This window comes from Pannonibacter indicus (assembly GCF_001418225.1).
GTDB lineage: Bacteria > Pseudomonadota > Alphaproteobacteria > Rhizobiales > Stappiaceae > Pannonibacter > Pannonibacter indicus.
The window spans coordinates 492,063-515,646 of sequence record NZ_LIPT01000002.1 but is presented as its reverse complement, the minus strand read 5'-3'; the positions used below and the strand labels follow the sequence as shown (position 1 = coordinate 515,646).

At 62.1% G+C, this 23,584-nt stretch carries 23 protein-coding genes; 18 read left to right on the top strand and 5 right to left on the bottom strand.

Annotation, left to right across the window (positions count from 1 at the left end; translation table 11 throughout):
* Positions 1 to 26: 26 nt before the first annotated feature.
* From ASC48_RS05315 to ureG, 6 genes are all read left to right on the top strand, one after another.
* Positions 27 to 329 carry an urease subunit gamma gene (locus tag ASC48_RS05315; protein WP_019964339.1) on the top strand — a complete coding sequence of 101 codons (303 nt, stop codon included), beginning with the start codon at positions 27 to 29 and terminating at the stop codon, positions 327 to 329.
* Between the two features lie 95 nt (positions 330 to 424).
* The gene (locus ASC48_RS05310) at positions 425 to 730 is read left to right on the top strand and encodes an urease subunit beta (protein WP_050474055.1); all 306 of its coding nucleotides are present in this window, start codon (positions 425 to 427) and stop codon (positions 728 to 730) included.
* A gap of 63 nt (positions 731 to 793) precedes the next feature.
* A complete protein-coding gene (gene ureC / locus ASC48_RS05305) occupies positions 794 to 2,506 on the top strand; it encodes an urease subunit alpha (RefSeq protein ID WP_055454727.1) in 1,713 nt (570 codons plus the stop codon).
* Between the two features lie 47 nt (positions 2,507 to 2,553).
* Entirely contained in the window at positions 2,554 to 3,195 is a 642-nt protein-coding gene (locus ASC48_RS05300; RefSeq protein WP_055454726.1) for an urease accessory protein UreE, read from the top strand.
* Positions 3,196 to 3,239: 44 nt separating this feature from the next.
* Positions 3,240 to 3,953, top strand: coding sequence for an urease accessory protein UreF (locus ASC48_RS05295; protein ID WP_055454725.1), 714 nt, complete (start codon positions 3,240 to 3,242; stop codon positions 3,951 to 3,953).
* On the top strand, positions 3,950 to 4,570 hold the full coding sequence (gene ureG, locus ASC48_RS05290; RefSeq protein WP_055454724.1) for an urease accessory protein UreG: 621 nt from the start codon (positions 3,950 to 3,952) through the stop codon (positions 4,568 to 4,570). Before ASC48_RS05295 ends, ureG begins: the two co-directional genes overlap by 4 nt.
* A gap of 23 nt (positions 4,571 to 4,593) precedes the next feature.
* Here the strand turns inward: ureG and ASC48_RS05285 are convergent, their stop codons facing one another.
* Complete coding sequence (locus tag ASC48_RS05285) at positions 4,594 to 6,036, bottom strand: TrkH family potassium uptake protein (RefSeq protein WP_055454851.1); 1,443 nt, start codon at positions 6,034 to 6,036, stop codon at positions 4,594 to 4,596.
* A gap of 196 nt (positions 6,037 to 6,232) precedes the next feature.
* A complete protein-coding gene (locus tag ASC48_RS05280) occupies positions 6,233 to 6,616 on the bottom strand; it encodes a VOC family protein (RefSeq protein WP_055454723.1) in 384 nt (127 codons plus the stop codon).
* 366 nt (positions 6,617 to 6,982) lie between these two features.
* Between ASC48_RS05280 and ffh the strand changes: the two genes are divergently transcribed.
* The 4 genes from ffh to rimM are packed head-to-tail and all read left to right on the top strand — an operon-like array spanning position 6,983 to position 9,904.
* Complete coding sequence (gene ffh / locus ASC48_RS05275; RefSeq protein WP_055454722.1) at positions 6,983 to 8,563, top strand: signal recognition particle protein; 1,581 nt, start codon at positions 6,983 to 6,985, stop codon at positions 8,561 to 8,563.
* Between the two features lie 50 nt (positions 8,564 to 8,613).
* A complete protein-coding gene (locus tag ASC48_RS05270) occupies positions 8,614 to 8,898 on the top strand; it encodes a chorismate mutase (protein ID WP_094462857.1) in 285 nt (94 codons plus the stop codon).
* Between the two features lie 18 nt (positions 8,899 to 8,916).
* Positions 8,917 to 9,288 carry a 30S ribosomal protein S16 gene (gene rpsP / locus ASC48_RS05265; RefSeq protein ID WP_055454720.1) on the top strand — a complete coding sequence of 124 codons (372 nt, stop codon included), beginning with the start codon at positions 8,917 to 8,919 and terminating at the stop codon, positions 9,286 to 9,288.
* Between the two features lie 58 nt (positions 9,289 to 9,346).
* Entirely contained in the window at positions 9,347 to 9,904 is a 558-nt protein-coding gene (rimM, locus tag ASC48_RS05260) for a ribosome maturation factor RimM (RefSeq protein ID WP_055454719.1), read from the top strand.
* Here the strand turns inward: rimM and ASC48_RS05255 are convergent.
* Complete coding sequence (locus tag ASC48_RS05255; protein ID WP_055454718.1) at positions 9,850 to 10,344, bottom strand: VanZ family protein; 495 nt, start codon at positions 10,342 to 10,344, stop codon at positions 9,850 to 9,852. The two genes, rimM and ASC48_RS05255, sit on opposite strands and share 55 nt — an antisense overlap.
* A 246-nt stretch (positions 10,345 to 10,590) precedes the next feature.
* Between ASC48_RS05255 and trmD the strand changes: the two genes are divergently transcribed.
* From trmD to ASC48_RS05225, 5 genes are all read left to right on the top strand, one after another.
* Positions 10,591 to 11,289: a tRNA (guanosine(37)-N1)-methyltransferase TrmD gene (trmD, locus tag ASC48_RS05250; RefSeq protein ID WP_055454717.1), complete on the top strand. Its 699-nt coding sequence runs from the start codon at positions 10,591 to 10,593 to the stop codon at positions 11,287 to 11,289.
* Between the two features lie 225 nt (positions 11,290 to 11,514).
* Positions 11,515 to 11,988 (top strand): 50S ribosomal protein L19, encoded by a 474-nt coding sequence (gene rplS / locus ASC48_RS05240; RefSeq protein WP_055454715.1) that lies wholly within the window; start codon positions 11,515 to 11,517, stop codon positions 11,986 to 11,988.
* A gap of 262 nt (positions 11,989 to 12,250) precedes the next feature.
* Positions 12,251 to 13,663, top strand: a complete 1,413-nt coding sequence (gene leuC / locus ASC48_RS05235) for a 3-isopropylmalate dehydratase large subunit (RefSeq protein ID WP_055454714.1) — start codon at positions 12,251 to 12,253, stop codon at positions 13,661 to 13,663.
* Positions 13,664 to 13,947: 284 nt separating this feature from the next.
* Positions 13,948 to 14,505: an HNH endonuclease gene (locus ASC48_RS05230; RefSeq protein ID WP_050474041.1), complete on the top strand. Its 558-nt coding sequence runs from the start codon at positions 13,948 to 13,950 to the stop codon at positions 14,503 to 14,505.
* Between the two features lie 141 nt (positions 14,506 to 14,646).
* Positions 14,647 to 16,092, top strand: a complete 1,446-nt coding sequence (locus tag ASC48_RS05225) for a TadE/TadG family type IV pilus assembly protein (protein ID WP_055454713.1) — start codon at positions 14,647 to 14,649, stop codon at positions 16,090 to 16,092.
* Between the two features lie 96 nt (positions 16,093 to 16,188).
* Here the strand turns inward: ASC48_RS05225 and acs are convergent, their stop codons facing one another.
* Positions 16,189 to 18,126 (bottom strand): acetate--CoA ligase, encoded by a 1,938-nt coding sequence (gene acs / locus ASC48_RS05220; protein ID WP_055454712.1) that lies wholly within the window; start codon positions 18,124 to 18,126, stop codon positions 16,189 to 16,191.
* A gap of 177 nt (positions 18,127 to 18,303) precedes the next feature.
* On the bottom strand, positions 18,304 to 18,972 hold the full coding sequence (locus ASC48_RS05215; RefSeq protein WP_055454711.1) for a YggS family pyridoxal phosphate-dependent enzyme: 669 nt from the start codon (positions 18,970 to 18,972) through the stop codon (positions 18,304 to 18,306).
* Between the two features lie 329 nt (positions 18,973 to 19,301).
* Here ASC48_RS05215 and leuS point away from each other — a divergent pair, with 329 nt between their 5' ends.
* Genes leuS through holA form a run of 3 tightly spaced genes read left to right on the top strand, consistent with a single transcriptional unit; the run spans position 19,302 to position 23,514 of the window.
* Positions 19,302 to 21,908 (top strand): leucine--tRNA ligase, encoded by a 2,607-nt coding sequence (gene leuS, locus ASC48_RS05210; RefSeq protein WP_055454710.1) that lies wholly within the window; start codon positions 19,302 to 19,304, stop codon positions 21,906 to 21,908.
* Positions 21,895 to 22,458, top strand: a complete 564-nt coding sequence (lptE, locus tag ASC48_RS05205; RefSeq protein ID WP_055454709.1) for an LPS assembly lipoprotein LptE — start codon at positions 21,895 to 21,897, stop codon at positions 22,456 to 22,458. Before leuS ends, lptE begins: the two co-directional genes overlap by 14 nt.
* 12 nt (positions 22,459 to 22,470) lie before the next feature.
* Positions 22,471 to 23,514, top strand: a complete 1,044-nt coding sequence (gene holA, locus ASC48_RS05200; RefSeq protein WP_055454708.1) for a DNA polymerase III subunit delta — start codon at positions 22,471 to 22,473, stop codon at positions 23,512 to 23,514.
* Positions 23,515 to 23,584: the final 70 nt, after the last annotated feature.

Sequence of the window (23,584 nt, the reverse complement as noted above, 5' to 3'; positions counted from 1 at the left end):
CCAGGGCCACATAACGGAGGACCCACGTGAACCTGACCCCGCGCGAAAAGGACAAGCTGCTGATTTCCATGGCCGCCATGGTGGCCCGGCGGCGGCTGGAGCGAGGCGTGAAGCTGAACCATCCCGAAGCCATTGCGCTCATCAGCGATTTCGTCGTCGAAGGCGCGCGCGACGGGCGCACCGTGGCGGAGCTGATGGAAGCAGGCGCCCATGTTCTCACCCGCGACCAGGTGATGCCGGGCATTGCCGAAATGATCCACGACGTGCAGGTGGAAGCCACCTTCCCCGATGGCACAAAACTCGTCACCGTCCACCAGCCGATCCGCTAAGGCAGCATGGGCAGGCTTTTTCCGCACGGTGACGGAAGCACAGGGCTGCATGGCAACACCTTGCCATCACGCTTCAGGCACAAGGAGATGAAACGATGATCCCCGGAGAGATTTTTCCCGCTGATGGCGAGATAGAGCTGAATGCCGGGGCGCCGGTGACCGAGCTGGAAGTCGCCAACACCGGCGACCGGCCCGTGCAGGTGGGCAGCCATTATCATTTTGCCGAAACCAATCCGGCGCTCGCCTTTGACCGGGAGGCGGCACGCGGCCAGCGGCTGGATATTCCGGCAGGCACAGCCGTGCGGTTCGAGCCGGGGCAGACCCGCAAGGTGCGGCTGGTGCCCTTTACCGGGGACCGCACGGTCTATGGCTTCAACCAGAAGGTCATGGGACCGCTCTGACAGCGCGAGACGCTGTGCCTATCCCTGACGCCTGTTTTCACACGTGATTTTCGAGGTTCTCCCATGTCCTTCAAGATGCCCCGCGCCGCCTATGCGGACATGTTCGGCCCCACCACCGGCGACCGGCTGCGTCTGGCCGACACGGATCTGATCATCGAGGTGGAGAAGGACTTCACCATCTATGGCGAGGAAGTGAAGTTCGGCGGTGGCAAGGTAATCCGTGACGGCATGGGCCAGTCGCAGCATCCCCGCTCCGCCGGGGCGGTGGATACGGTGATCACCAATGTGCTGATCATCGACCACTGGGGCATCGTGAAAGCCGACGTGGGCCTGAAGGACGGGCGGATCTCCGGCATCGGCAAGGCCGGCAACCCGGATGTTCAGCCGGGCGTCACCATCATTGCCGGGCCGGGAACCGAAGTGATTGCCGGCGAAGGCCGCATTCTCACCGCCGGGGCTCTGGACGTTCACATCCACTACGTCTGCCCGCAGCAGATCGACGAGGCGCTGATGTCCGGCGTCACCACCATGCTGGGCGGCGGCACGGGACCGGCGACGGGCACCAACGCCACCACCTGCACCCCCGGCCCCTGGCATCTGGCGCGGATGCTGCAGGCCGCCGACAGTTTCCCGATGAACCTCGCCTTTGCCGGCAAGGGCAATGCTTCACTGCCGGCCGCTCTCGAGGAACAGATCCTGGCGGGTGCCTGTGCTCTCAAGCTGCACGAGGACTGGGGCACGACACCGGCGGCCATCGACAACTGCCTGTCCGTGGCAGACGAGTATGATGTGCAGGTGATGATCCACACGGACACGCTGAACGAAAGCGGTTTTGTCGAGAACACCAAGGCCGCCTTCAAGGGCCGCACCATCCATGCCTTTCATACGGAAGGCGCGGGCGGCGGCCATGCGCCGGACATCATCAAGGTGGTGGGCGAGGCCAATGTCATCCCCTCCTCCACCAACCCGACCCGGCCCTATACGAAGAACACCATCGACGAGCATCTCGACATGCTGATGGTGTGCCACCACCTCGACCCGTCGATCCCCGAAGACGTGGCCTTCGCCGAGAGCCGCATCCGGCGCGAGACCATCGCGGCAGAGGACATCCTGCATGACATGGGCGCCATGTCGATCATCGCCTCCGACAGTCAGGCCATGGGCCGCGTCGGCGAAGTCCTGATCCGTACCTTCCAGACCGCGCACAAGATGCGGGTGCAGCGCGGCCGCCTGCCCGAGGAGACCGGCGAAAACGACAACATGCGCGTGAAGCGCTACATCGCCAAGGTGACGATCAACCCGGCCATCGCCCACGGGCTGGACGAGCATATCGGATCGGTCGAGGTGGGCAAGCTGGCCGATCTTGTCCTCTGGTCGCCTGCCTTCTTCGGCGTGAAGCCCGACATGATCCTGAAGCTCGGCACCATTGCCGCAGCGCCCATGGGCGATCCCAACGCCTCGATTCCGACGCCGCAGCCGGTGCATTACCGGCCCATGTTCGGTGCCTTCGGCAAGGCGATGACGGCAAGCCGGGTCACCTTCGTCTCGAAGGCTGCCCATGACCATGGCATCAAGGACCGGCTTGAGCTGGACAGTCTTGTCCTGCCGGTGAAGAACACACGCGGCGGCATTTCCAAGCGCTCGATGATCCACAACAGCGCCCTGCCCCACGTCGAGGTGCATCCGGAAACCTATGAAGTACGGGCGGATGGCGAGCTGCTGACCTGCGAACCGGCGGAAGTTCTGCCGATGGCACAGCGTTATTTCCTGTTCTGAAACAAAAAGTTGCGCGCGCAAAAAAAGCGCGCTGCGGAGGCCTTGAAATGAGCACACCCTTGCGCGCAGGTCTCGTCCGGCCGGCCGGGACATGGCCGGACTGGTCGCTGGACACCATCACCCTGGGCGGCGAAGACCGGCACCGGCGCCGTGCACTGCTGACAACCGATGGCGGCACCAGTTTCCTGCTGGACCTTCCCGAGGCCGTCTGGCTGCGCCATGGCGACGGGCTGCAGCTGGAGGATGGCCGGATCATCAAGGTTCAGGCGGCGCCGGAGGCTGTGACCGACATCACCGCGCCCTCACCGGCCGCCCTGATGCGGATCGCCTGGCATCTGGGCAACCGCCATCTGCCGACACAGCTGATGGACGGGACCTTGCGCATCCTGCATGACCACGTGATCGAGGACATGGTGGTCCGCCTCGGCGGCACCCTCACCCACGCGATGGCGCCCTTCGACCCGGAAGGCGGCGCCTATGGCCAGGGCCGCACGCACGGGCATGATCATGGGCATGGCCATTCTCATGAGGGGTATGAGCATTCGCACAGTCACAGCCACTCGCACAGTCATTCTCATGCGCACTCGTACAGTCATGGGCATGGGCATGGGCATAGTCATTCGCATGCTCATGACCACTCGCATTCCCATGAACATGATCACAGTTCCGGCGGCGGGCACGGCCGTTGAGCGCTGAAGTCCACCCTGATTCATGTGAAACACCCCTGCCGGCGATGGGGCTGGCAGAGCTTTACCGTCTGCAGGCCTTCTTCTCGCCGGCCTTTCCGGTGGGGGCCTTCACCTACAGCCACGGGCTGGAGCAGGTGATCGAGGATGGCGAAGTGAAGGATGCCGCAAGCCTGCACCTCTGGCTTGGTGACATTCTGCGCCATGGTTCTGGCCGGACGGATGGCATCCTGCTGGCGGAGAGCTGGCGCGCAGCGATGGCAGGCGATGCGGACCACCTGCGCGAGCTGGCCGCCCTTGGCCTGGCCCTCTGCCCCTCGCGCGAGCGGTATGTGGAGACAAGCGCGCAAGGCACCGCCTTTCTGGCTACTGTCCGAAATGCCTGGGACCACGGCCGCCCGGACGCTGTCCCGGACGCAACCCTGTTCCAGACCCTGGCACAAGGCGGTGCAGCGGCGGAGCCATGGCCCTATCCGGTTGCCGCCGGGCTCGCGCTCGCCGCATCCGGCATCGGGCTCGATGCAAGCCTTGCCGCCTATCTCCATGCCTTTGCCGCCAACATCATTTCCGCTGCGGTGCGCGCCGTGCCCCTTGGCCAGACCGATGGCCAGCGGGTGCTGGCGGGGTTGATGCCTCAGGTTCTTGAGACGGCCAAGACCGCCGCAGCCAGCGGGATCAAGGGGCTTGGCAGCTGCACCTTCATCGCGGACATTGCGTCCATGCGTCACGAAACCCAGTACACAAGGCTGTTCCGCACATGACATCTCCCAACGGACCCTTGCGCGTCGGCATTGGCGGCCCTGTCGGCGCCGGCAAGACAACGATCACCGGCCAGCTCTGCAAGGCCCTGCGCGACCGCTATTCCATCGCCGTCATCACCAACGACATCTACACCAGCGAGGATGCCGAGGCCCTGATGCGGGCACAGGCGCTGCCAAGCGAACGCATCCGTGGCGTCGAGACCGGCGGCTGCCCGCACACGGCCATCCGGGAAGATGCTTCCATCAATCTGGCTGCCGTGCAGGACCTCACCCGCACCTTCCCCGATCTCGACCTGATCCTGATCGAGTCCGGCGGCGACAATCTGGCCGCCACCTTTTCGCCCGAACTGGCCGACCTGACGCTCTACGTGATCGATGTGGCCGCCGGTGAGGACATTCCCCGCAAAGGCGGACCGGGCATCACCCGCTCGGACCTGCTCATCATCAACAAGACCGAGCTTGCCCCCCATGTGGAAGTAAGCCTTGAGGTGCTGGAACGCGATGCCGCCCGCATGCGCAAGACGCGGCCCTTCGTTTTTGCCAATGCCAAGACCGGCAAGGGCATGACCGAGGTGGCGGAATTCATCATCCGCGCCGGCGGATTGCCACAAGCTTGATATCAGCCCCGGCTGGCGCGGGATCAGGTCTCGCGCCAGAAATCCGGGCTGAACACCAGCAGCCCGCCGATGAGTTCCAGCCGGCCCAGGATCATCTGGAAGCCGAGCAGCCATTTGGCACTGTCGGGCAGCTGGCTGAAGGTTCCCGCAGGGCCGATCAACGGCCCGATGCCGGGGCCCACATTTGCCTGCGCCGTGATCGAGGCGCTGATGGCGGTTTCAAGATCGAGGCCGATCATGGCGTAAATGACCGCGAAGACACCGAATGTGCCCGCATAGAGAATGGAAAAGACGAAGACGCCTTCCATGACGCTCGGGCTGACCGGCGCACCGGAGAAGCGCGGCTCGATGATGCGGTGCGGATGAACTGCGCGTTTCAGCAGGGCGCGGATCGAGCTGAGCAGGATCTGGATCCGGAAAATCTTGAACCCGCCCGAGGTGGAGCCGGAGCAGCCGCCGACAAAGGTCAGCAGGAAGAACAGCACGATGGCGAAATTGCCCCACAGCAGATAGTCGGTGCTGGCATAGCCCGTGGTGGTGACCACCGAGACGACGTTGAACATGGCATGGGTGAAAAGCGCAAAGGGCTCCGCGTCGACCCGGTTACGAACACCGATAAAGAGCACGAAACTCACCGCCAGGATCAGCAGAAGGAAGAAGCGCACCTGCTGGGGATGGGGCGACTCGCGCCGTTCGGCAAGCTTGATCAGATAGAGAAACGGCAGGCTCGACAGGGTCATGAAGACAATGGCGATCCAGAGAATTGCCATACTGTTGAACTGGGCGATCGAGCTGTCAGAGGTGGAAAATCCGCCGGTCGACACAGTCGTGAGCGCATGAGCCAGCGCGTTGAAGGCGGACATGCCGGCAAGGTAGTAGAGCAGCCCGCAAAAGACGGTCAGCAGAAGATAGAGCGACAGCAGCCGGAGAATGAAAGGCTCGATCCGGCCATAGGGCTTGCTGGTCTTTTCCGATGATTCGATGGCGAAGAGCTGCGAGCCACCGACCCTGAGGCCCGGCAGGAGCCAGATGCCGATCACAACGATGCCGATGCCGCCGATCCATTGCAGCAGGCTGCGCCAGAGCAGGATGCCCGGCGGCATGTTATCGAGGCCGGTGAGGACCGTGGAACCGGTTGTCGTCAGGCCGGAGGCTGCTTCAAAGAACGCCTCTGCCATGGTCAGGCCAATGCCGCTGGCATAGAGCGGAATTGCCCCGGCGAAACTGAAGGCAAGCCAGGCCGCATTGACGAAAATGAAGGTTTCGCGCGGCCGGAACTTGAATTCCTGCCGGTCCAGCGCCGCCGAGATCAATGCACCGACGCACACTAGAATGGTGGCCGAGCTCGCAAAGACGATCCAGTCCGGATTGCCTTCGATCAGATCGGCAATCGCTGGCGGGATCATGAACAGGGCAACGATGATCAGCAGTCGGCCAATCGGCAGGATTATAGCGCGAAAATCCATCGTGTCTCTTTCGCCGGCCGTCATCACGGACCATGACAGGCCCCGATGACTGGCCGGACAGGCCAGCGGACCGGCAGGGGAAGCTGTGCCCTTCCCATGCCTGACGCGCATGTTCCCTTTTCCGGCGGCGATTTCAAGCCTTGCCCGCCGCAAGACCTGTGCGGAGACCGGTGTGCCGGCTGGCGAGCCCCCTGCCTCAGCCGTTGAACACGGCGGCAATCTTGTTGCCGGAAGGGTCGCGCAGATAGGCTGCATACCAGTCTGGCCCGTAATGCGGGCGCGGGCCGGCTGCTCCCTCGTCCAAGCCTCCATGCGCCATTGCAGCAGCGTGGAAAGCATCGACTTCCTGCGGCGAGGCCGCGGGAAAAGCGGCCATCGTGCCGTTGCCCGCCGAAGCCGGTTCCCCGTTGAAGGGCTCGCAGATCCACACGGTAACCCCTTCGCCCTTGCCATCCTTCGAATATCCCTGCCAGCCGGGAAACTGCGCATGGGAAGCCCATCCAACCGTTGCCAGAACCGCATCATAAAAGGCGATGGAAGCAGCAAGGTCACGCGTGCCGAGGGTGATGTAGAAATTCATGATTGCCTCCCGTTGAAACTGTCCGGACCTTACGCCTTCAATAGGAACAAATAAAGAACATTGAGTCCGGAACGCGCGGAAATTCGCGCCAGTGCCCGGCTTTCCTTGACTCGCTTGCCGTTTCCGCTGTATGTCCGGCGCACTTCACGAAAGTGACGCCAGACATGATCAGCCGACCGGGACCCGCAAAGGTATAAAGAGCGCCCGGAGGTCAACACCCGGCAGCGCGATGCGCCCCCGGGTGTCAAACTGCTTTGTGCAAGGTTTCCCTGGCTCAAGGCTGGCGATCGGAACAGCGGCACCTTAGATGGAGGGGTACCGGCACGAGCGCCGGGGGCCGGACCGCAACACGAAAGGACGAGCGCCATGTTTGAAAGTCTGTCGGAGCGCCTCAGTGGCATTCTCGACAAGCTCACCGGCCGTGGTGCGCTGTCGGAGGCCGATGTCAACGAGGCCATGCGTGAGGTCCGCCGCGCGCTGATCGAGGCCGATGTTGCCCTTCCCGTGGTCCGCTCCTTCACCGACAAGGTGCGCAGCCGTGCCGTCGGCGCCGATGTGGTCAAGTCGATCACCCCGGGCCAGATGGTCATCAAGATCGTCCACGACCAGCTCGTGGAAATGCTCGGCTCCGACGCCGATCCGATCGACATCAACGCCCCCGCACCAGTCGCCATCATGATGGTCGGTCTGCAGGGCTCGGGCAAGACGACCACCACCGCCAAGATCGCCCGCCGCCTGACACAGCGCGACAAGCGCAAGGTGCTGATGGCCTCGCTCGACACCCGCCGCCCGGCGGCACAGGAGCAGCTGAAGGTTCTTGGCGAGCAGAACGGCGTCGACACGCTGCCGATCGTTGCCGGTCAGGGTCCGGTCGAGATCGCCCGCCGCGCCATTCAGGCCGCGCGCCTCGGCGGCTATGACGTGGTCATGCTCGACACCGCTGGCCGCATTCACATCGATGAATCGCTGATGCTGGAGATGGCCGAGGTCAAGGCCGCCGCCAATCCGCATGAAATTCTGCTGGTCGCAGACTCCCTTACCGGTCAGGATGCGGTGAACCTTGCCACCAGCTTTGACGAGCGCGTCGGCATCACCGGCATCGTGCTGACCCGTATGGATGGCGACGGCCGCGGTGGTGCGGCCCTGTCCATGCGCGCGGTCACCGGCAAGCCGGTGAAGCTGATCGGCACGGGCGAAAAGTCCGACGCGCTGGAGGATTTCCACCCCCGCCGCATCGCCGACCGTATTCTCGGCATGGGCGACATTGTCTCGCTGGTTGAGAAGGCTGCCGAAGCCATCGACGCGGAAAAGGCCGCGAAGATGGCGGCCAAGCTCCAGAAGGGCAATTTCGATCTGGAAGATCTGGCCGACCAGCTGAAGCAGATGGAAAAGCTCGGCGGCATGTCCGGCATGATGAGCATGCTGCCGGGCATTTCGAAGTTCAAGAAGCAGATGGATGCGGCGAATATCGATGAGCGCATGTTCAAGCGCCAGATCGCCATCATACAGTCTATGACCCCGGTGGAGCGGCGCAAGCCCGACATCCTGAAGGCCAGCCGCAAGAAGCGTATTGCCTCTGGTTCGGGCGTGGATGTGGCCGAGGTCAACAAGCTGCTGAAAATGCACCGCCAGATGGCCGACGTCATGAAAATGATGGGAAAAAACAAGGGCATGCTCGGCAAGATGATGGGCGCCCTTGGCGGCAGCATGGCCGGCGGCATGCCCAATATCGATCCCAAGCAGCTGGAAGAACTGGCCAAGAGCGGCAAGATCCCCGGCGCCGGTGACCTGCTGAAGGGCCTGCCCGATGGCGGCGCTGGTGGCCTTCCGGGTGGACTGCCTCCCGGCATGGGCGGCCTCGGCGGCCTGCCGAAGCTTCCGGGCCTGGGTGGCCTCGGCGGCATGGGCGGTTTCCCCGGCCTTGGAGGAAAGGGCAAGAAGCGATGAACGATCAGCACAAGACCGCCGCCGGCACCCTGCTCGGCGAAAGCCCCGCCATGACGGAGCTGCGCGCCCTGCGCGCCTCGATCGACAATATCGATGCCGCGCTGATCCACATGCTGGCCGAGCGCTTCAAGTGCACCCAGAAGGTGGGCCACCTCAAGGCCACTCATGCGCTGCCGGCCGCTGATCCGGCGCGCGAACAGATTCAGATCGAGCGGCTGCGGCGCCTTGCTGCCGATGCCAATCTCGATCCTGACTTTGCCGAGAAGTTCCTGGCGTTCATCGTCAAGGAAGTCATCCGGCATCACGAAGCCATTGCCGCCTCGAACGGCAACTGAACAACTGGAGAAACTCAAATGGCTACGAAAATCCGCCTCGCCCGTGGTGGCGCCAAGAAGCGTCCTTACTACCGCATCGTCGTTGCTGACGTCCGCGCTCCGCGTGACGGCCGCTTCATCGAGAAGGTCGGCTCCTACAACCCGATGGTTGCCAAGGGTTCCGCAGAGCGCGTCGTGCTCGACATCGACCGCGTCAAGCACTGGCTCGCCAACGGCGCAACGCCGACCGACCGCGTCGCCCGCTTCCTGGACGAGGCTGGCCTGCTGAAGCGTGAAGCCCGCAACAACCCGAAGAAGGCCGAGATGGGCAAGAAGGCTGCCGAGAAGGCCGCTGCTGCCAAGAAGAAGGCCGAAGAAGCAGCCGCTGCTGCAGCTGAAGCTTCCGAGTAATGCAAACTGCGGGCAGCGCCATGCGTGACATCAGCCTTGGGACACAGGAAGCCCGGCAATGACGAAAGCTCCTGAAAACAAGGTTCTGATGGCCGTGATTGGTGCCGCCCACGGCATTCGCGGAGAAGTGCGGGTCAAGCCTTTCGGCGATGACCCGCTCTCCTTCACGGATTATGGCCCGCTGGAAACCGCAGACGGCTCACGCCGCTTCACGGTTTCCAAAGCCCGAGTGCAGAAATCCGTCGTCGTCACCAAATTCAAGGAGATCGGCGACCGCAACGCGGCCGAAGCCCTCAACGGGCTGGAACTCTACATCCCGCGCGACCGTCTCCCCGAGACGGAAGAAGACGAGTTCTACCATTCGGACCTGATCGGCATGGATGCCGTGGATGCGGACGGAAATCCCGTCGGCAAGGTGGTGATGGTTCAGAATTTCGGCGCCGGTGACCTTCTGGAACTGCGTCCCGCCAGAGGCCGTTCCTTCTACATTCCCTTCACACGGGACTTCGTGCCCGAAATCAGCATGGCCGATCGCCGGATCGTCACCGCCATTCCGGACGGTTACCTGTCCGAGACACCGCGCGATGACGGGGATGAAGACAACCGGATAGGCTGAAGCTCTCCGAAGTCTCCCGTTTCGCCCGCTTGCCCTTCTGCGTCGATCTTCCGGCTTTCCATGCGCCACAGGGCAATGGCGGCAACGACCAGCACCACGCCGGTCCCATTGGCCACCGCGTCCAGCAGCGATGCATCGCGGCCGGGAAGGAACATCTGCACCCATTCGCCAGTGAAGCCCAGCGCCAGCGATGAGATTGCCGAAATCCGCAGGCGGCAGCAGAAGAAGGCGTGGATCGAAAGCATCAGCAAGCCGAAGAATCCGACATGCAGCATCTTGTCATATGGGTGCTGCAGGCCATGATTGAAGATCACCCCAGTCAGCAGTCCGAACAGGCACAAGGCCGCCAGAGGCAGCACGCGGCTGAGCGAAATGTCGATATAGTCCCGGTCCACATAATAGGCAATGACATGCGGCAGGGCGAAACGGATGCGGGGCAAGGGTCAACTCCGGTCTTGAGGGCCCCAGTCTCGGGCGGCAGGTGTTAAGGCCGGCTTGACCGCCGGGGCAAACCTGCCGGCATGGTTGATCACCCCCTTCCCCGATGCAGACAATCTGATCTTTTTCCGGCCATGACAGCCCGGCTGCCCTTGCCTATGCACTGCAAGATCCGTTTGCGTTGCAAAGCCGGACGTTTCATCGCATAGCAGCCGCAGGAATTGTGCCCCGCAGAACAGGAAACCGCGATGAGCTTTGCCGCGACCGTGCTGACCCTTTACCCGGAGATGTTTCCCGGCCCGCTCGGCATCAGCCTGTCGGGACGGGCGCTGAAGGAGGGCACCTGGTCGCTGGAAGCCCGGCAGATCCGCGATCATGCCACGGACAAGCACCGCTCCGTCGATGACACGCCGGCCGGCGGCGGAGCCGGCATGGTGCTGCGGGCGGACATTCTGGCCGCGGCCATCGACGCCGCCACCCTGCCCGGCGACACCCGCCCGCGCCTGCTGATGAGCCCGCGCGGCAAGCCGCTGACGCAGGCACGGGTGCGGGAACTGGCAGGCGGTCCGGGCGCCATCATCATCTGCGGCCGGTTCGAGGGCATCGATCAGCGGGTGATCGACGCGCGCCAGCTCGAGGAAGTGTCCATCGGCGACTACATCCTCTCCGGCGGCGAGATTGCCGCCATCACCGTGCTGGATGCCATCGTCCGGCTTTTGCCGGGCGTAATGGGCAATCAGGAGAGCGGCGAAACCGAAAGCTTCGAAACAGGGCTTCTGGAACACCCGCACTACACAAGGCCGGCCGAGTTCGAGGGCATGACTATTCCGGAGGTTCTGACCTCCGGCAATCACCGCAAGATCAACGAATGGCGCAAGGCAGAAGCCGAGCGGCTGACGCGGGAGCGGCGGCCGGATCTCTGGGCAGCCCATCAGGCGAAGGACTGACGCAGCTTTTCGGCCGGTTTTTCCAGATTCTGCATGACAAGGCAGCGGTCTTCCTGTAAGGAGCCAGCCGTTGTGGCCGGTTCTGTGCGCCGCGCATTGCTTTTGCGCGATCCTGCGGACAGCCGGGTGTCTCCAACATGGCCCGAAGACGGTGAACCCGTCCCTTCCACTTCACGTGGGCTGGACGCTCTGGCAGTCTTTGAAAACTGACAAGGGAAATATGCCATGAACCTGATCGAACAGCTGAACGCGGAAGAAAAGGCAAAGGTTGAAGCCGTCCGCAAGCTCCCCGAATTTTCTCCGGGCGACACCATCAAGGTCAACGTCAAGGTGACCGAAGGCAACCGCACCCGTACCCAGGCTTACGAAGGTGTCTGCATCGCCCGTTCCGGCGGCAGCATCAACGAGAGCTTCACCGTGCGCAAGATCTCCTACGGTGAAGGCGTGGAGCGCGTGTTCCCGGCCTGCTCGCCGATGATCGAGAGCGTTGAAGTCATCCGCCGCGGCAAGGTCCGCCGCGCCAAGCTCTACTACCTGCGCGACCGCCGCGGCAAGTCGGCCCGTATCGTCGAGGCCACCAATGTCCGCGCCAAGCGTCTCAACGAAGAAGCCCGCGCTGAAGCCATTGCTGCCAAGGCCGCTGCTGCTGCCGAGAAGACTGCTGCCGCCGAGGCTGCTGCCGCTGCTTCCGCCGAATAAGAACGGCGCTGCATCACAGATTTTCGGAAGGCGGTCTTCGGACCGCCTTTCTTTTTGCCAGCTTACAAGCTCCACGGCACGGCACCACTTGAACAAAGCTCAAGAGTGGCGGACTGCGAAGCATATTGACCCCCAGAATGCTTCGGGGCATTGAAGAAGCAAGACCGGAACAGGCTGGAAACGGCCAATCCGTGCAAGGGACAAGGGGCAGAACCGCCACGGCGGAGGATCAAGGCCCCGCCCGGTTTCAGGAGACACCCCGATGACCAAGCCAAGAACGCTCTACGACAAGATCTGGGATGACCATGTGGTCGACACCCAGGAAGACGGCACCTGCCTGCTCTACATCGACCGCCACCTCGTCCATGAAGTGACGAGCCCGCAGGCGTTCGAAGGCCTGCGCATGACGGGCCGCAAGGTGCGCCGTCCGGAGAAGACGCTGGCCGTCGTCGATCACAACGTGCCCACGACCGACCGCAGCCAGGGCATCGACGATCCGGAATCCGCACTTCAGGTGCAGACGCTGGCCGACAACGCGGCTGAATTCGGCATCGAATATTACAGCGAGCTGGATCACCGCCAGGGCGTCGTTCACATCGTCGGCCCCGAACAGGGCTTCACCCTGCCCGGCATGACCATCGTCTGCGGCGACAGCCACACCTCCACCCACGGCGCTTTCGGCGCGCTGGCCCACGGCATCGGCACCTCTGAAGTGGAACATGTTCTGGCCACCCAGACGCTGATCCAGAAGAAGGCCAAGAACATGCTCGTCCAGGTGGACGGCAAGCTGCCGGAAGGCGTCACCGCCAAGGACATCATTCTCGCCATCATCGGCGAGATCGGCACTGCCGGCGGCACCGGCTACGTCATGGAATATGCGGGCGAAGCCATCCGCTCGCTGTCCATGGAAGGCCGCATGACCATCTGCAACATGTCGATCGAAGGCGGCGCCCGTGCCGGACTGATCGCGCCGGATGAAACGACCTTCGCCTATATCCAGGGCCGTCCGAAGTCTCCGAAGGGCGAAGCACTGGAGCGCGCGATTTCCTACTGGAAGACGCTGCACACCGACGAAGGCGCGCATTTCGACAAGGTGGTGAAGCTGGACGCTGCCAACCTGCCGCCCATCGTCACCTGGGGCTCCTCTCCCGAAGACGTGATCTCCGTGACCGGCGTGGTGCCGAATCCGGACGACATCGCCGACGAGAACACCCGCAAGTCGAAATGGCGCGCGCTGGAATACATGGGTCTGAAGCCGGGCACGAAGATGACCGACATTCCGGTGGATGTCGTCTTCATCGGCTCCTGCACCAACGGCCGCATCGAGGACCTGCGCGCAGCCGCTGCCATGATCGGCAACGGCAAGGTGAAGGACGGCGTCAAGGCCATGGTCGTTCCGGGCTCCGGCCTCGTGAAGGAACAGGCGGAAGCCGAAGGCCTCGACAAGGTGTTCAAGGCGGCCGGTTTCGAATGGCGCGAGCCGGGCTGCTCCATGTGCCTTGCCATGAACGCCGACAAGCTGCAGCCGGGCGAGCGCTGCGCCTCGACCTCGAACCGCAACTTCGAAGGCCGTCAGGGCTTCAAGGGACGTACCCATCTGGTCTCCCCGGCCATGGCCGCAGCAGCAGCCATTGCGGGCCATTTCGTTGATATCCGCGAGTGGCAGAAGCCCTGATTCGCTTTACCTGGAAGCATGTGGACGGGCGCCCTCTGCGGCGCCCGTTTCTTTTTGGCCAAAATCCTTTCCCGGCTTTACCCTTGAAGCGCGAAGCCTTTTTGATTTCAGAGAGTTGATAGTCAGATGGAGCCTAGTAGGGCAGCTTCTCCATCTTCGGCACTACGGCGCTTTTACAGGCTTCACAAGAGTGTCACACCGGCACTACTATATGTCTCGCATGTAGAGGTAGAACCCGGCATCGGGTCTGCGGTGCCGGTACCTTGAGAGACAAGGAGCCGAAGGTGACGATAGCCGTACCATCGGGCGCCCATCCGGCCTTGGTGCTGAATGCGGACTACAGGCCCTTAAGTTATTACCCCCTGTCACTGTGGTCGTGGCAGGACACTATCAAGGCTGTGTTCCTCGACCGGGTGAATATCGTGTCGGAATACGAGACCACGGTTCGAAGTCCGAGTTTCGAGTTCCGATTACCCAGCGTGGTTTCCCTCAAGACCTTCGTCAAACCGTCGCGCCACCCGGCCTTCACCCGTTTCAACGTTTTCCTGCGCGACAGATTCCAGTGTCAGTATTGCGGTTCCCGCGAGGATCTGACCTTCGATCACCTGATCCCGCGCTGCCGCGGCGGCCAGACCACCTGGGAAAACGTGATCACCGCCTGTTCACCCTGCAATCTGCGCAAGTCGAACAAGTCCTGTGAACAGCTGGACATGTGGCCGATGCACATGCCGTTCAGGCCCTCCATCCAGGACCTGCACAACAACGGCCGCGGCTTTCCGCCAAACTATTTGCACGAAAGCTGGCTTGACTTCCTGTACTGGGATACTGAACTGGAACCGTAAACCGAGAATAACCGCCCCTGCGCAAACTGCTTAAACACTCGTAAACCAAGGATCGATTTCCGATCCGGATTGACTATAATTTTAGTGTTGCGCAATGAATTCCGGTGAATATGAACTCCAGAAAAGCTTTGGAGTTCACCCATGTACAGATTCAGATTCCGCCAGCTCCTGCGGATGATACGCCAGTACAGCCGGAACCAGAACGGCTCCATCCTGCCTCTGGCGGCCTTCCTGATCCTGTTCATGATCGTCATCGCCGGTTCGGGCGCCGATTATGGCCGTGCCGTTATCGTCCGCAGCGCAGTGGCAAATGCACTGGACGCCGCCGTTCTGAGCGTCGCCCGTCAGCTTTCGACCACCGTTCTCACCGACAGCCAGATCAAATCCGCGCTGGAGTCGGCATTCAACGCCAATCTGACATCGACAGGCGTGGACAACGTCCAGCTGGCAAATCTCAGCTATACGCTTGATCCGGCAGAAGGCATCATCACCGCCAATGTCACCGGAACGATCGATACCTATTTCATCTCCATCGGCGGCATCGGCCCCGAGACAATACCGGTACGCTCCTCTTCGCAATCCACCTATTCCAGGTTCGATGTGGAGCTGTCACTGATCGTTGACGTTACGGGATCCATGTCGGGAGACATGGATGCGCTGAAATCAGCAGCAAACAGTGTGGTTGACATTCTGCTGGCCGATCAGACCAGCAATTCCCTGTCAAAGGTTCGCATTTCGCTTGTTCCTTATAGCCAGGGTGTCAATCTCGGCAGTTACGCCAAGACCGTCACAAACGGCGCTGCCCTCGGCGCCAATTGCGTGACGGAACGCATGGGCCCTCAGCAATTTACCGATGCAGCCTATAATTATAACGGCACAAACTCAGAGTTCTTCGGCGGTGGCTCCAACGCCTGCTCCTCCGGCTCATCACTTCTGCCCCTGACCAGTTCCTCAAACGACTTGAAAACAGCCATCAAGAATCTGGTTGCCAGCGGCGGCACCGCGGGCCAGATCGGCATCGCCTGGGGCTGGTACACACTGTCGCCAAACTGGTCGAACCTCTGGCCATCCGCCAGCGCCCCCACCGCTTATGGCAGCAACAAGGTCAAGAAGATCGCGCTCATCATGACGGATGGTGACTTCAACGATTTTTATGACAAGACCTCGCTGACGCAGTCTGTTTGCCGTACCAGATCAGGTTATACAACAAGAAGTCCAACCTACAAGGGATACAGCTCCCACGACACAAGATCTGGTTATTACTGGATTTACGAAACTCTCACGGTTGGATGCAGCTCATCTACCAAATCATACTGGCTTGGACAGTATTTTAACGATGCAACGTACAATGATCAGCCGGCCGTTCGTGCAAGAAAATTCTGTGATGCCATGAAGGAAAAGAACATCACAATTTATACTGTTCTCTTCCAGAACACTTCTGGATCACTGCCCTCATCTGAGAAATTGATGAAATACTGCGCGACCAGCGAAGCAACTACCTATTTCAAGGCGACAGACAGCGCGACCCTGATCAACGCCTTCTCGAACATCGCACGGCAGATCCAATCGATCTATCTATCCAAGTGAGCCCCCGCCAACGGGAAAGGGCACGAACGAAAACAAAGGGCCCGCAACGCGGGCCCTTGATGCTTTGATGGTATAGATCGAGTGCGCCGGAGGGGATCAGGCCCGGTTCTGGCGGTTCTCGATCAAGTCATCCACCACCGCCGGATCGGCCAAAGTGGAGGTGTCGCCCAGGTTCTCGAAGCTGTCCTCGGCGATCTTGCGCAGAATGCGGCGCATGATCTTGCCGGAGCGGGTCTTCGGCAGGCCGGGGGCAAACTGGATGAGATCGGGCGAGGCAATCGGGCCGATTTCCTTGCGCACATGCGCCACCAGTTCCTTGCGCAGCGCCTCGCTGGGTTCCTCGCCCGCCATCAGCGTGACATAGGCATAGATGCCCTGCCCCTTGATGTCGTGCGGATAGCCGACGACAGCCGCCTCAGAGACCTTGGGATGGGCCACCAGCGCGCTTTCCACCTCGGCGGTACCCATCCGGTGGCCGGAGACGTTGATCACGTCATCGACGCGTCCCGTGATCCAGTAATAGCCATCCGCATCGCGGCGGCACCCATCCCCGGTGAAATACATGCCCTTGTAGGTGGAGAAGTAGGTCTGAACGAAACGCTCATGGTCACCATAGACCGTGCGCATCTGGCCGGGCCAGCTGTCGAGTATGACGAGATTGCCCTCCGTCGCTCCGTCCAGAATGTTGCCTTCCGCATCCACCACCGCCGGCTGCACGCCGAAGAAGGGGCGCGTTGCCGAACCCGGCTTCAGCGGCGTTGCGCCCGGCAGCGGCGTGATCAGAATGCCGCCGGTTTCCGTCTGCCACCAGGTGTCAACGATCGGGCAGCGCTTGTTACCGACCACGTTGTAATACCACATCCAGGCTTCCGGATTGATCGGCTCGCCGACCGAGCCCAGCAGGCGCAGGCTTTCGCGCGAGGTGCGGGTGACATGCTCGTCCCCTGCCCCCATGAGGGAGCGGATCGCCGTCGGCGCGGTGTAGAAAATGTTGACCTTGTGCTTGTCCACCACGTCCCAGAAACGGCCTGCGTTCGGATAGGTCGGAATGCCCTCGAACATCAGCGTCGTCGCGCCATTGGCGAGCGGACCATAGACGATGTAGCTGTGGCCGGTGACCCAGCCCACATCCGCCGTGCACCAGTAGATATCGCCGTCGTGATAGTCGAAGACATATTGATGTGTCATCGATGCATAGACGAGATAGCCGCCGCTGGTGTGCAAGACGCCCTTGGGGCTGCCTGTGGAGCCTGAGGTGTAGAGGATGAACAGCGGATCTTCCGCATTCATCTCCGCCGGGATGTTTTCGGCAGAAACTTTGGCCGCTTCCTCGTGATACCAGATATCGCGGCCACCGGTCATGGCAACGGTGCCCCCCGTGCGCTTCACCACGATCATCGTATCCACCGGCGCCTTTTCGGCCGCCCGGTCGGCATTGAGCTTCAGCGGCACGGTGCGCCCGCCGCGCAGGCCTTCGTCAGCCGTGATCAGGCAGGTGGACTTGCAGTCCGCAATGCGCTGCGCCAGGCTGTCCGGCGAGAAGCCGCCGAAGACGATGGAGTGGACCGCGCCAATGCGGGCGCAGGCCAGCATCGCATAGGCCGCTTCCGGGATCATCGGCAGGTAGATGGTCACCCGGTCGCCCTTCTTCACCCCATGAGCCAGCAGCACATTGGCGAAGGTGCAGACCTCGCGGTGCAGGTCCTTGTAGGTGATAATCTTGTGGTCCGCCGGATCATCACCTTCCCAGATGATCGCCGGCTGATCGCCGCGCGTCTCCAGATGCCGGTCGATGCAGTTGGCCGAGACGTTCAGCGTGCCGTCCTCAAACCATTTGATCGAGACATTGTGCGGGTCGTAAGAGGTGTTCTTGACCTTGCTGAAGGGCTTGATCCAGTCGATGCGCTTGCCGTGCTCCCCCCAGAAGCCTGCAGGGTCATCAACCGATTTCCGGTACATTTCCAGATATTTGGCGTTATCGGCGAGCGCACGCGATGCGACCTCGGCCGGAACCGGAAAAACGTTATCCGACATGCCTTCCTCCCAGGATGAAACAGGCGGGCATGCTCTTGGCGGCAACCCGCATTCCGGGCGCATTATGCTGCCGGGATGCAGGCAGGTCTATACGGGATCGCTCGAACTTTCGTAGAGTCTGCCGTGACTTGTGCCGAAACTGCTACATAATGCCGGGATTGCTGCGGCAGGATCCGTTTAACCTCTGCCTCCAAAGATGGCCGAACCGACGCGCACATGGGTGGCGCCGAAGGAGACGGCAATCCCGAAGTCGGACGACATCCCCATGGAAAGCTGCGTCAACCCATTGCGGCGGGCGATTTTTTCCAGCAGCGCGAAATGCGGGCCGGGCGCCTCATTGACGGGCGGGATACACATCAGGCCAGTCACGTTGAGGCCGATCTCTTCCCGGCACAGGCGGATGAAGTCATCCGCCTCCTTCGGCGCGATGCCGGCCTTCTGCGGCTCTTCCCCGGTGTTAACCTGAATGAAACACGGCAGGTCCCTGCCCTGCGCCGTCATTTCGGCCTTCAGCGCCCGGGCGATCTTCTCACGGTCGATGGTGTGGATCACGTCGAAGGTAGCAACCGCCTCCCTCGCCTTGTTGGACTGCAGCGGACCAATGAGATGCAGTTCGATGCCGGGATAGTCCGTCCGCAGCTGCGGCCACTTGCCCATGGCTTCCTGCACCCGGTTTTCGCCGAAGATGCGCTGGCCTGCGTCCAGTACCGGGCGGATATCTTCCGCCTCGAAGGTCTTGGACACGGCCACCAGGCAGACGCTGCCTGCCTCCCGGCCATGCGCGGCCTCCGCCTCGCGGATACCGGAGAGCACATCGTTGAGCTGGGCGGCGGCGCTGTGAGCCATGTCATGATCCTGATCGCAAGGGAAACGGGCCGAAGAATGCCAATCCGGCCATGGTATAGGGCGCGGGCAAGGCCGGTTTCAAGAGTTGAGCCGGGCCATGGCCTGACGCGCCTGCAAAATACGCCGCTTTTCCTGCCAACCGTGTTGACCCATGAGGGAATTTCTGGTGACAGTCCCGCAGACATGTTTTTGGTTTGTGCGCCGCCTCCCGGCGCGCAGACATCTGGTTTGCGCGCTCTCTGGCGCGTGAATTTACGGTTTGCGCGCTGACTGCGCGCGGGTTCTTGGTTCATGCGCCTTGAGGCGCAGGGGTTGAAACGGCGGAATTGATGGCAACGGAACGCTATAACGCGCGCGAAGTGGAAGCGCGCTGGCAGAAGCTCTGGGATGAGAAGGACGTGTTCAAGACGTCCAACGACGATCCGCGCGAAAAATACTACGTGCTGGAGATGTTCCCCTACCCGTCCGGCCGCATTCACATGGGTCATGTGCGCAACTATGCCATGGGCGATGTGGTTGCCCGCTACAAGCGCGCCAAAGGCTTCAACGTTCTGCACCCGATGGGCTGGGACGCCTTCGGCATGCCGGCCGAAAACGCCGCCATGCAGAACAATGTCCATCCCAAGGACTGGACCTATGAAAACATCGCCTTCATGCGCGGCCAGCTCAAGATCATGGGCCTGTCGCTGGACTGGAGCCGCGAATTCGCCACCTGCGACGTGGAATATTACACCCAGCAGCAGCGCCTGTTCCTGAAGTTCCTCGAGGCTGGCCTCGTCTACCGCAAGAAGTCCAAGGTGAACTGGGACCCGGTCGACATGACCGTACTGGCCAACGAGCAGGTGATCGACGGCCGCGGCTGGCGCTCCGGTGCCCTGGTCGAGCAGCGCGAGCTGACACAGTGGTTCTTCAAGATCACCGATTATTCCGAGGATCTTCTCGAAGCGATCGACACGCTCGACCGCTGGCCGGAAAAGGTCCGGCTGATGCAGAAGAACTGGATCGGCAAGTCGGAAGGCCTGCGCGTCCGCTTCGAGTTCACAACTCCTGCTCCGACCGGCGACAAGACCCTCGAAATCTTCACCACCCGTCCGGACACCCTGTTCGGCGCGTCCTTCATGGGCCTGTCGCCGGACCACCCGGTTTCGGCAAAGCTCGCCGAAACCAATCCGCAGATCGCCGCCTTCATCGAGGAATGCCGCCGCATCGGCACCTCGGCCGAGGCCATTGAAACGGCGGAGAAGAAGGGCATCGACACGGGCCTGCGCGTCAAGCATCCGCTCGATGCGTCCATCGAGCTGCCGGTCTATATCGCCAACTTCATCCTCATGGACTACGGCACCGGCGCCATCTTCGCCTGCCCGGCCCATGATCAGCGCGACCTCGACTTTGCCCGCAAATACGGCCTGCCGGTGCGCCCCGTGGTGCTGCCGAAGGATGCGGATGCGGCCAGCTTTACCGTGGCCGATGTGGCCTATACGGATGACGGCACCATCTTCAACTCCGGTTTTCTGGACGGCCTCAGCATTGCGGACGCCAAGGAAACGGTGGCGAAGAAGCTGGAAGCCATCGAGATCGATGGCGCACCTCAGGCCGCCCGTCAGGTGAACTACCGCCTGCGCGACTGGGGCATCTCGCGTCAGCGCTACTGGGGCTGCCCGATTCCGGTGATCCACTGCGATGACTGCGGAGTGGTGCCAGAAAACGATGCGAACCTGCCGGTCAAGCTGCCGGACGACATCAGCTTCGACAAGCCGGGCAACCCGCTGGACCGCCACCCCACTTGGCGTAACTGCAGCTGCCCGAAATGCGGCAAGCCGGCCCGGCGCGAAACCGACACCATGGACACCTTCGTGGACAGCTCCTGGTATTTCGCCCGTTTCACCGCCCCGCAGTGCGATCAGCCGACCGATCCGGTTGCCGCCAACGGCTGGCTGCCCGTGGACCAGTATATCGGCGGCATCGAGCATGCGATCCTGCACCTGCTTTATTCGCGCTTCTTCACACGTGCGATGCAGAAGGTCGGCGCGCTTGATCTGAAGGAGCCGTTCAAGGGCCTCTTCACGCAAGGCATGGTGACACACGAAACCTACAAGAGCGCGGAAGGCAAGTGGCTGAGCCCGGCCGAGATCCGCTTTGTGGAAGGTGCCGAGCGCAGGGCCGTGGAAGTTGCCACCGGCGCTCCGGTCACCATCGGCTCCATCGAGAAAATGTCGAAGTCGAAGAAGAACACGGTGGACCCGACCGACATCATCGAAACCTACGGCGCCGATACGGCCCGCTGGTTCATGCTGTCGGATTCGCCCCCCGAGCGTGACGTGATCTGGACCGAGGAAGGCGTTCAGGGTGCCTGGCGTTTTGTCCAGCGCGTCTGGCGCCTCGTGTGCGAGATCGCCGCCACCCCGGCCCGCAGCAGCACGGCACCGGAGTTCAGCGATGCCGCGCTGGAACTGCGCCGCACCACACACAAGACGCTGGCAGCAGTGTCGAAGGACATCGAGACCCTGTCCTTCAACCGGGCCGTCGCCCGCATCTATGAGCTGGTCAACCAGATCGGCAAGACGGTGCATGGCGGACTGACCTTCGAGGACGTGTCCTGGTCAGCGCGCGAAGCAGCGGAATGCCTTGTGATGATGATGGCCCCGATGATGCCGCATCTGGCCGAGGAATGCTGGAAGGAACTGGGCCACACCGGCCTCGTTGCCGAGGCCAGCTGGCCGGCCGTGGACGAAAGCCTGCTCGTCGAAGACAGCATCGTCCTGCCGATCCAGATCAACGGCAAGAAGAAGGGCGAGATCACCGTTGCACGAGACGCTTCCAACGAGGTGGTCGAAGCAGCTACTCTGGCCCAGGATTTCGTCCAGAAGGCGCTCGAAGGGCGCCCGCCCCGCAAGATCATCGTGGTGCCGCAAAGGATCGTGAATGTCGTTGCCTAACGCCTCTGGCCGCACTGGCGGCACCAAACTGACCCTTGCCCTGCTCGTTGCCGGCGCCGCCCTTCTGGGCGGCTGCCAGGTGCGCCCGCTCTATGGCAGCCTGACGCCCGGTGATGCCTCGACGGCATCCCATGTGCAAAGTGACCTGGCAGCTATCCGGATCGACACGATCGATACGCTCGGTGCCAATACGAGGCGGGTACTTCTGACGGAGCTGATGTTCAACTTCGAGCGCGGCAATTCAACGGCAGAAAAGAAATATGACCTGAGACTCGTCGGCAATGTCAGCTCCACGTCCATTGGTGTCGAGCAGCTGGCCGATGTCCCGGCCTCCTATACGATGACGATGAATGTCACCTTCGTGCTCTATGAAAGGGCGACACAGCGCACGCTGATGACCGGCAAGTCCTTTGCCAGCGCCTCCTATGACTTCTCCAGCCAGCGTTTCGCCAACCTGCGCGCCCAGCGGGATGCGGAAGAGCGTGTGGCCAAGCAGGTGGCGCAGGACATGACTGCCCGCATCGCCGGCTACTTCGCCACGCGCAAGTAAGGACAGGTTTCCGTGGTCGCGCTCAAAGCCGGTGACATTGACAGGTTTGTCGCCAAGCCTCCGGCCAGTGTCCACGCGATCCTCGTCTATGGCCCTGATACGGGCCTGGTGTCCGAGCGGACCCAGGCCCTTGTGGCCGCCGTCAGCGACGGCAACAACGATCCCTTCAGCCTCGCCAAGATCGATGCCAGTGACATCGTTTCAGACCCGAATCGTCTGATCGACGAGGCCCTGACCATTCCCCTTTTCGGCGGCAAACGCACCATCTGGGTCAAGGATGGCGGCGGCAAGAACCTGTCTCCGGCCGTCACGCCGGTCCTTGCCCTCACGGATTGCCCGGCCGTGGTCGTCATCGAAGCCGGAGACCTGAAGAAGGGCACGGGCCTGCGCAAGCTTTTCGAGGCCGACAAGCGCGCTGTTGCCATTCCCTGCTATGCCGACACCGCCCGTGACCTGGAAGCGCTCATAGACGAGGAAACCCGCCTTGCCGGGCTTACCATCAGCCGTGAGGCGCGCCAGAGCCTGCACGGGCTTCTGGGCGGTGACCGGATGGCCAGCAGGGGCGAGCTGCGCAAACTGTGCCTCTATGCCCTCGGCAAGGGCCGTATCGAGACGGACGACATCGAAGCCATCATCGGCGATGCCTCGTCCTTCGAGCTATCGGAGCTGATTGATGCGGCTGCAGGCGGCGACCTTGCCGCCCTTGATCACGGCCTTGAACGGCTGGAAGCAGCTGGCAGCAATGCCTCCGTCATCGCCGGTCAGGTGCTCGGCCACTTCCAGTGGCTGCACCGGCTGCGGGCAGACGTGGATTCCGGCGGACAAGCTGCCACCATCATCGAAAACGTCAAGCCACCGGTGTTCTTCAAGCGCAAGGCCGCCCTCACCCGCCAGCTGTCCATCTGGGCCGCGCCCGATCTGGAACGGGCCATGACACGGCTTGCCGAGACCATGCGCACCGCCCGCCTGAATGACCGGATCGGCATGCCGGTTCTGTCCGAAACGCTACTGACCCTCGCCCGCGTCGCCCGCGCCCGCAGCGCCGCCCGCCGTTGATCTTCCCCGAAACAAAAAACAGCCCGGATTCGCATCCGGACCGCTTCCGATTCGACTTCGTTAACGCCTG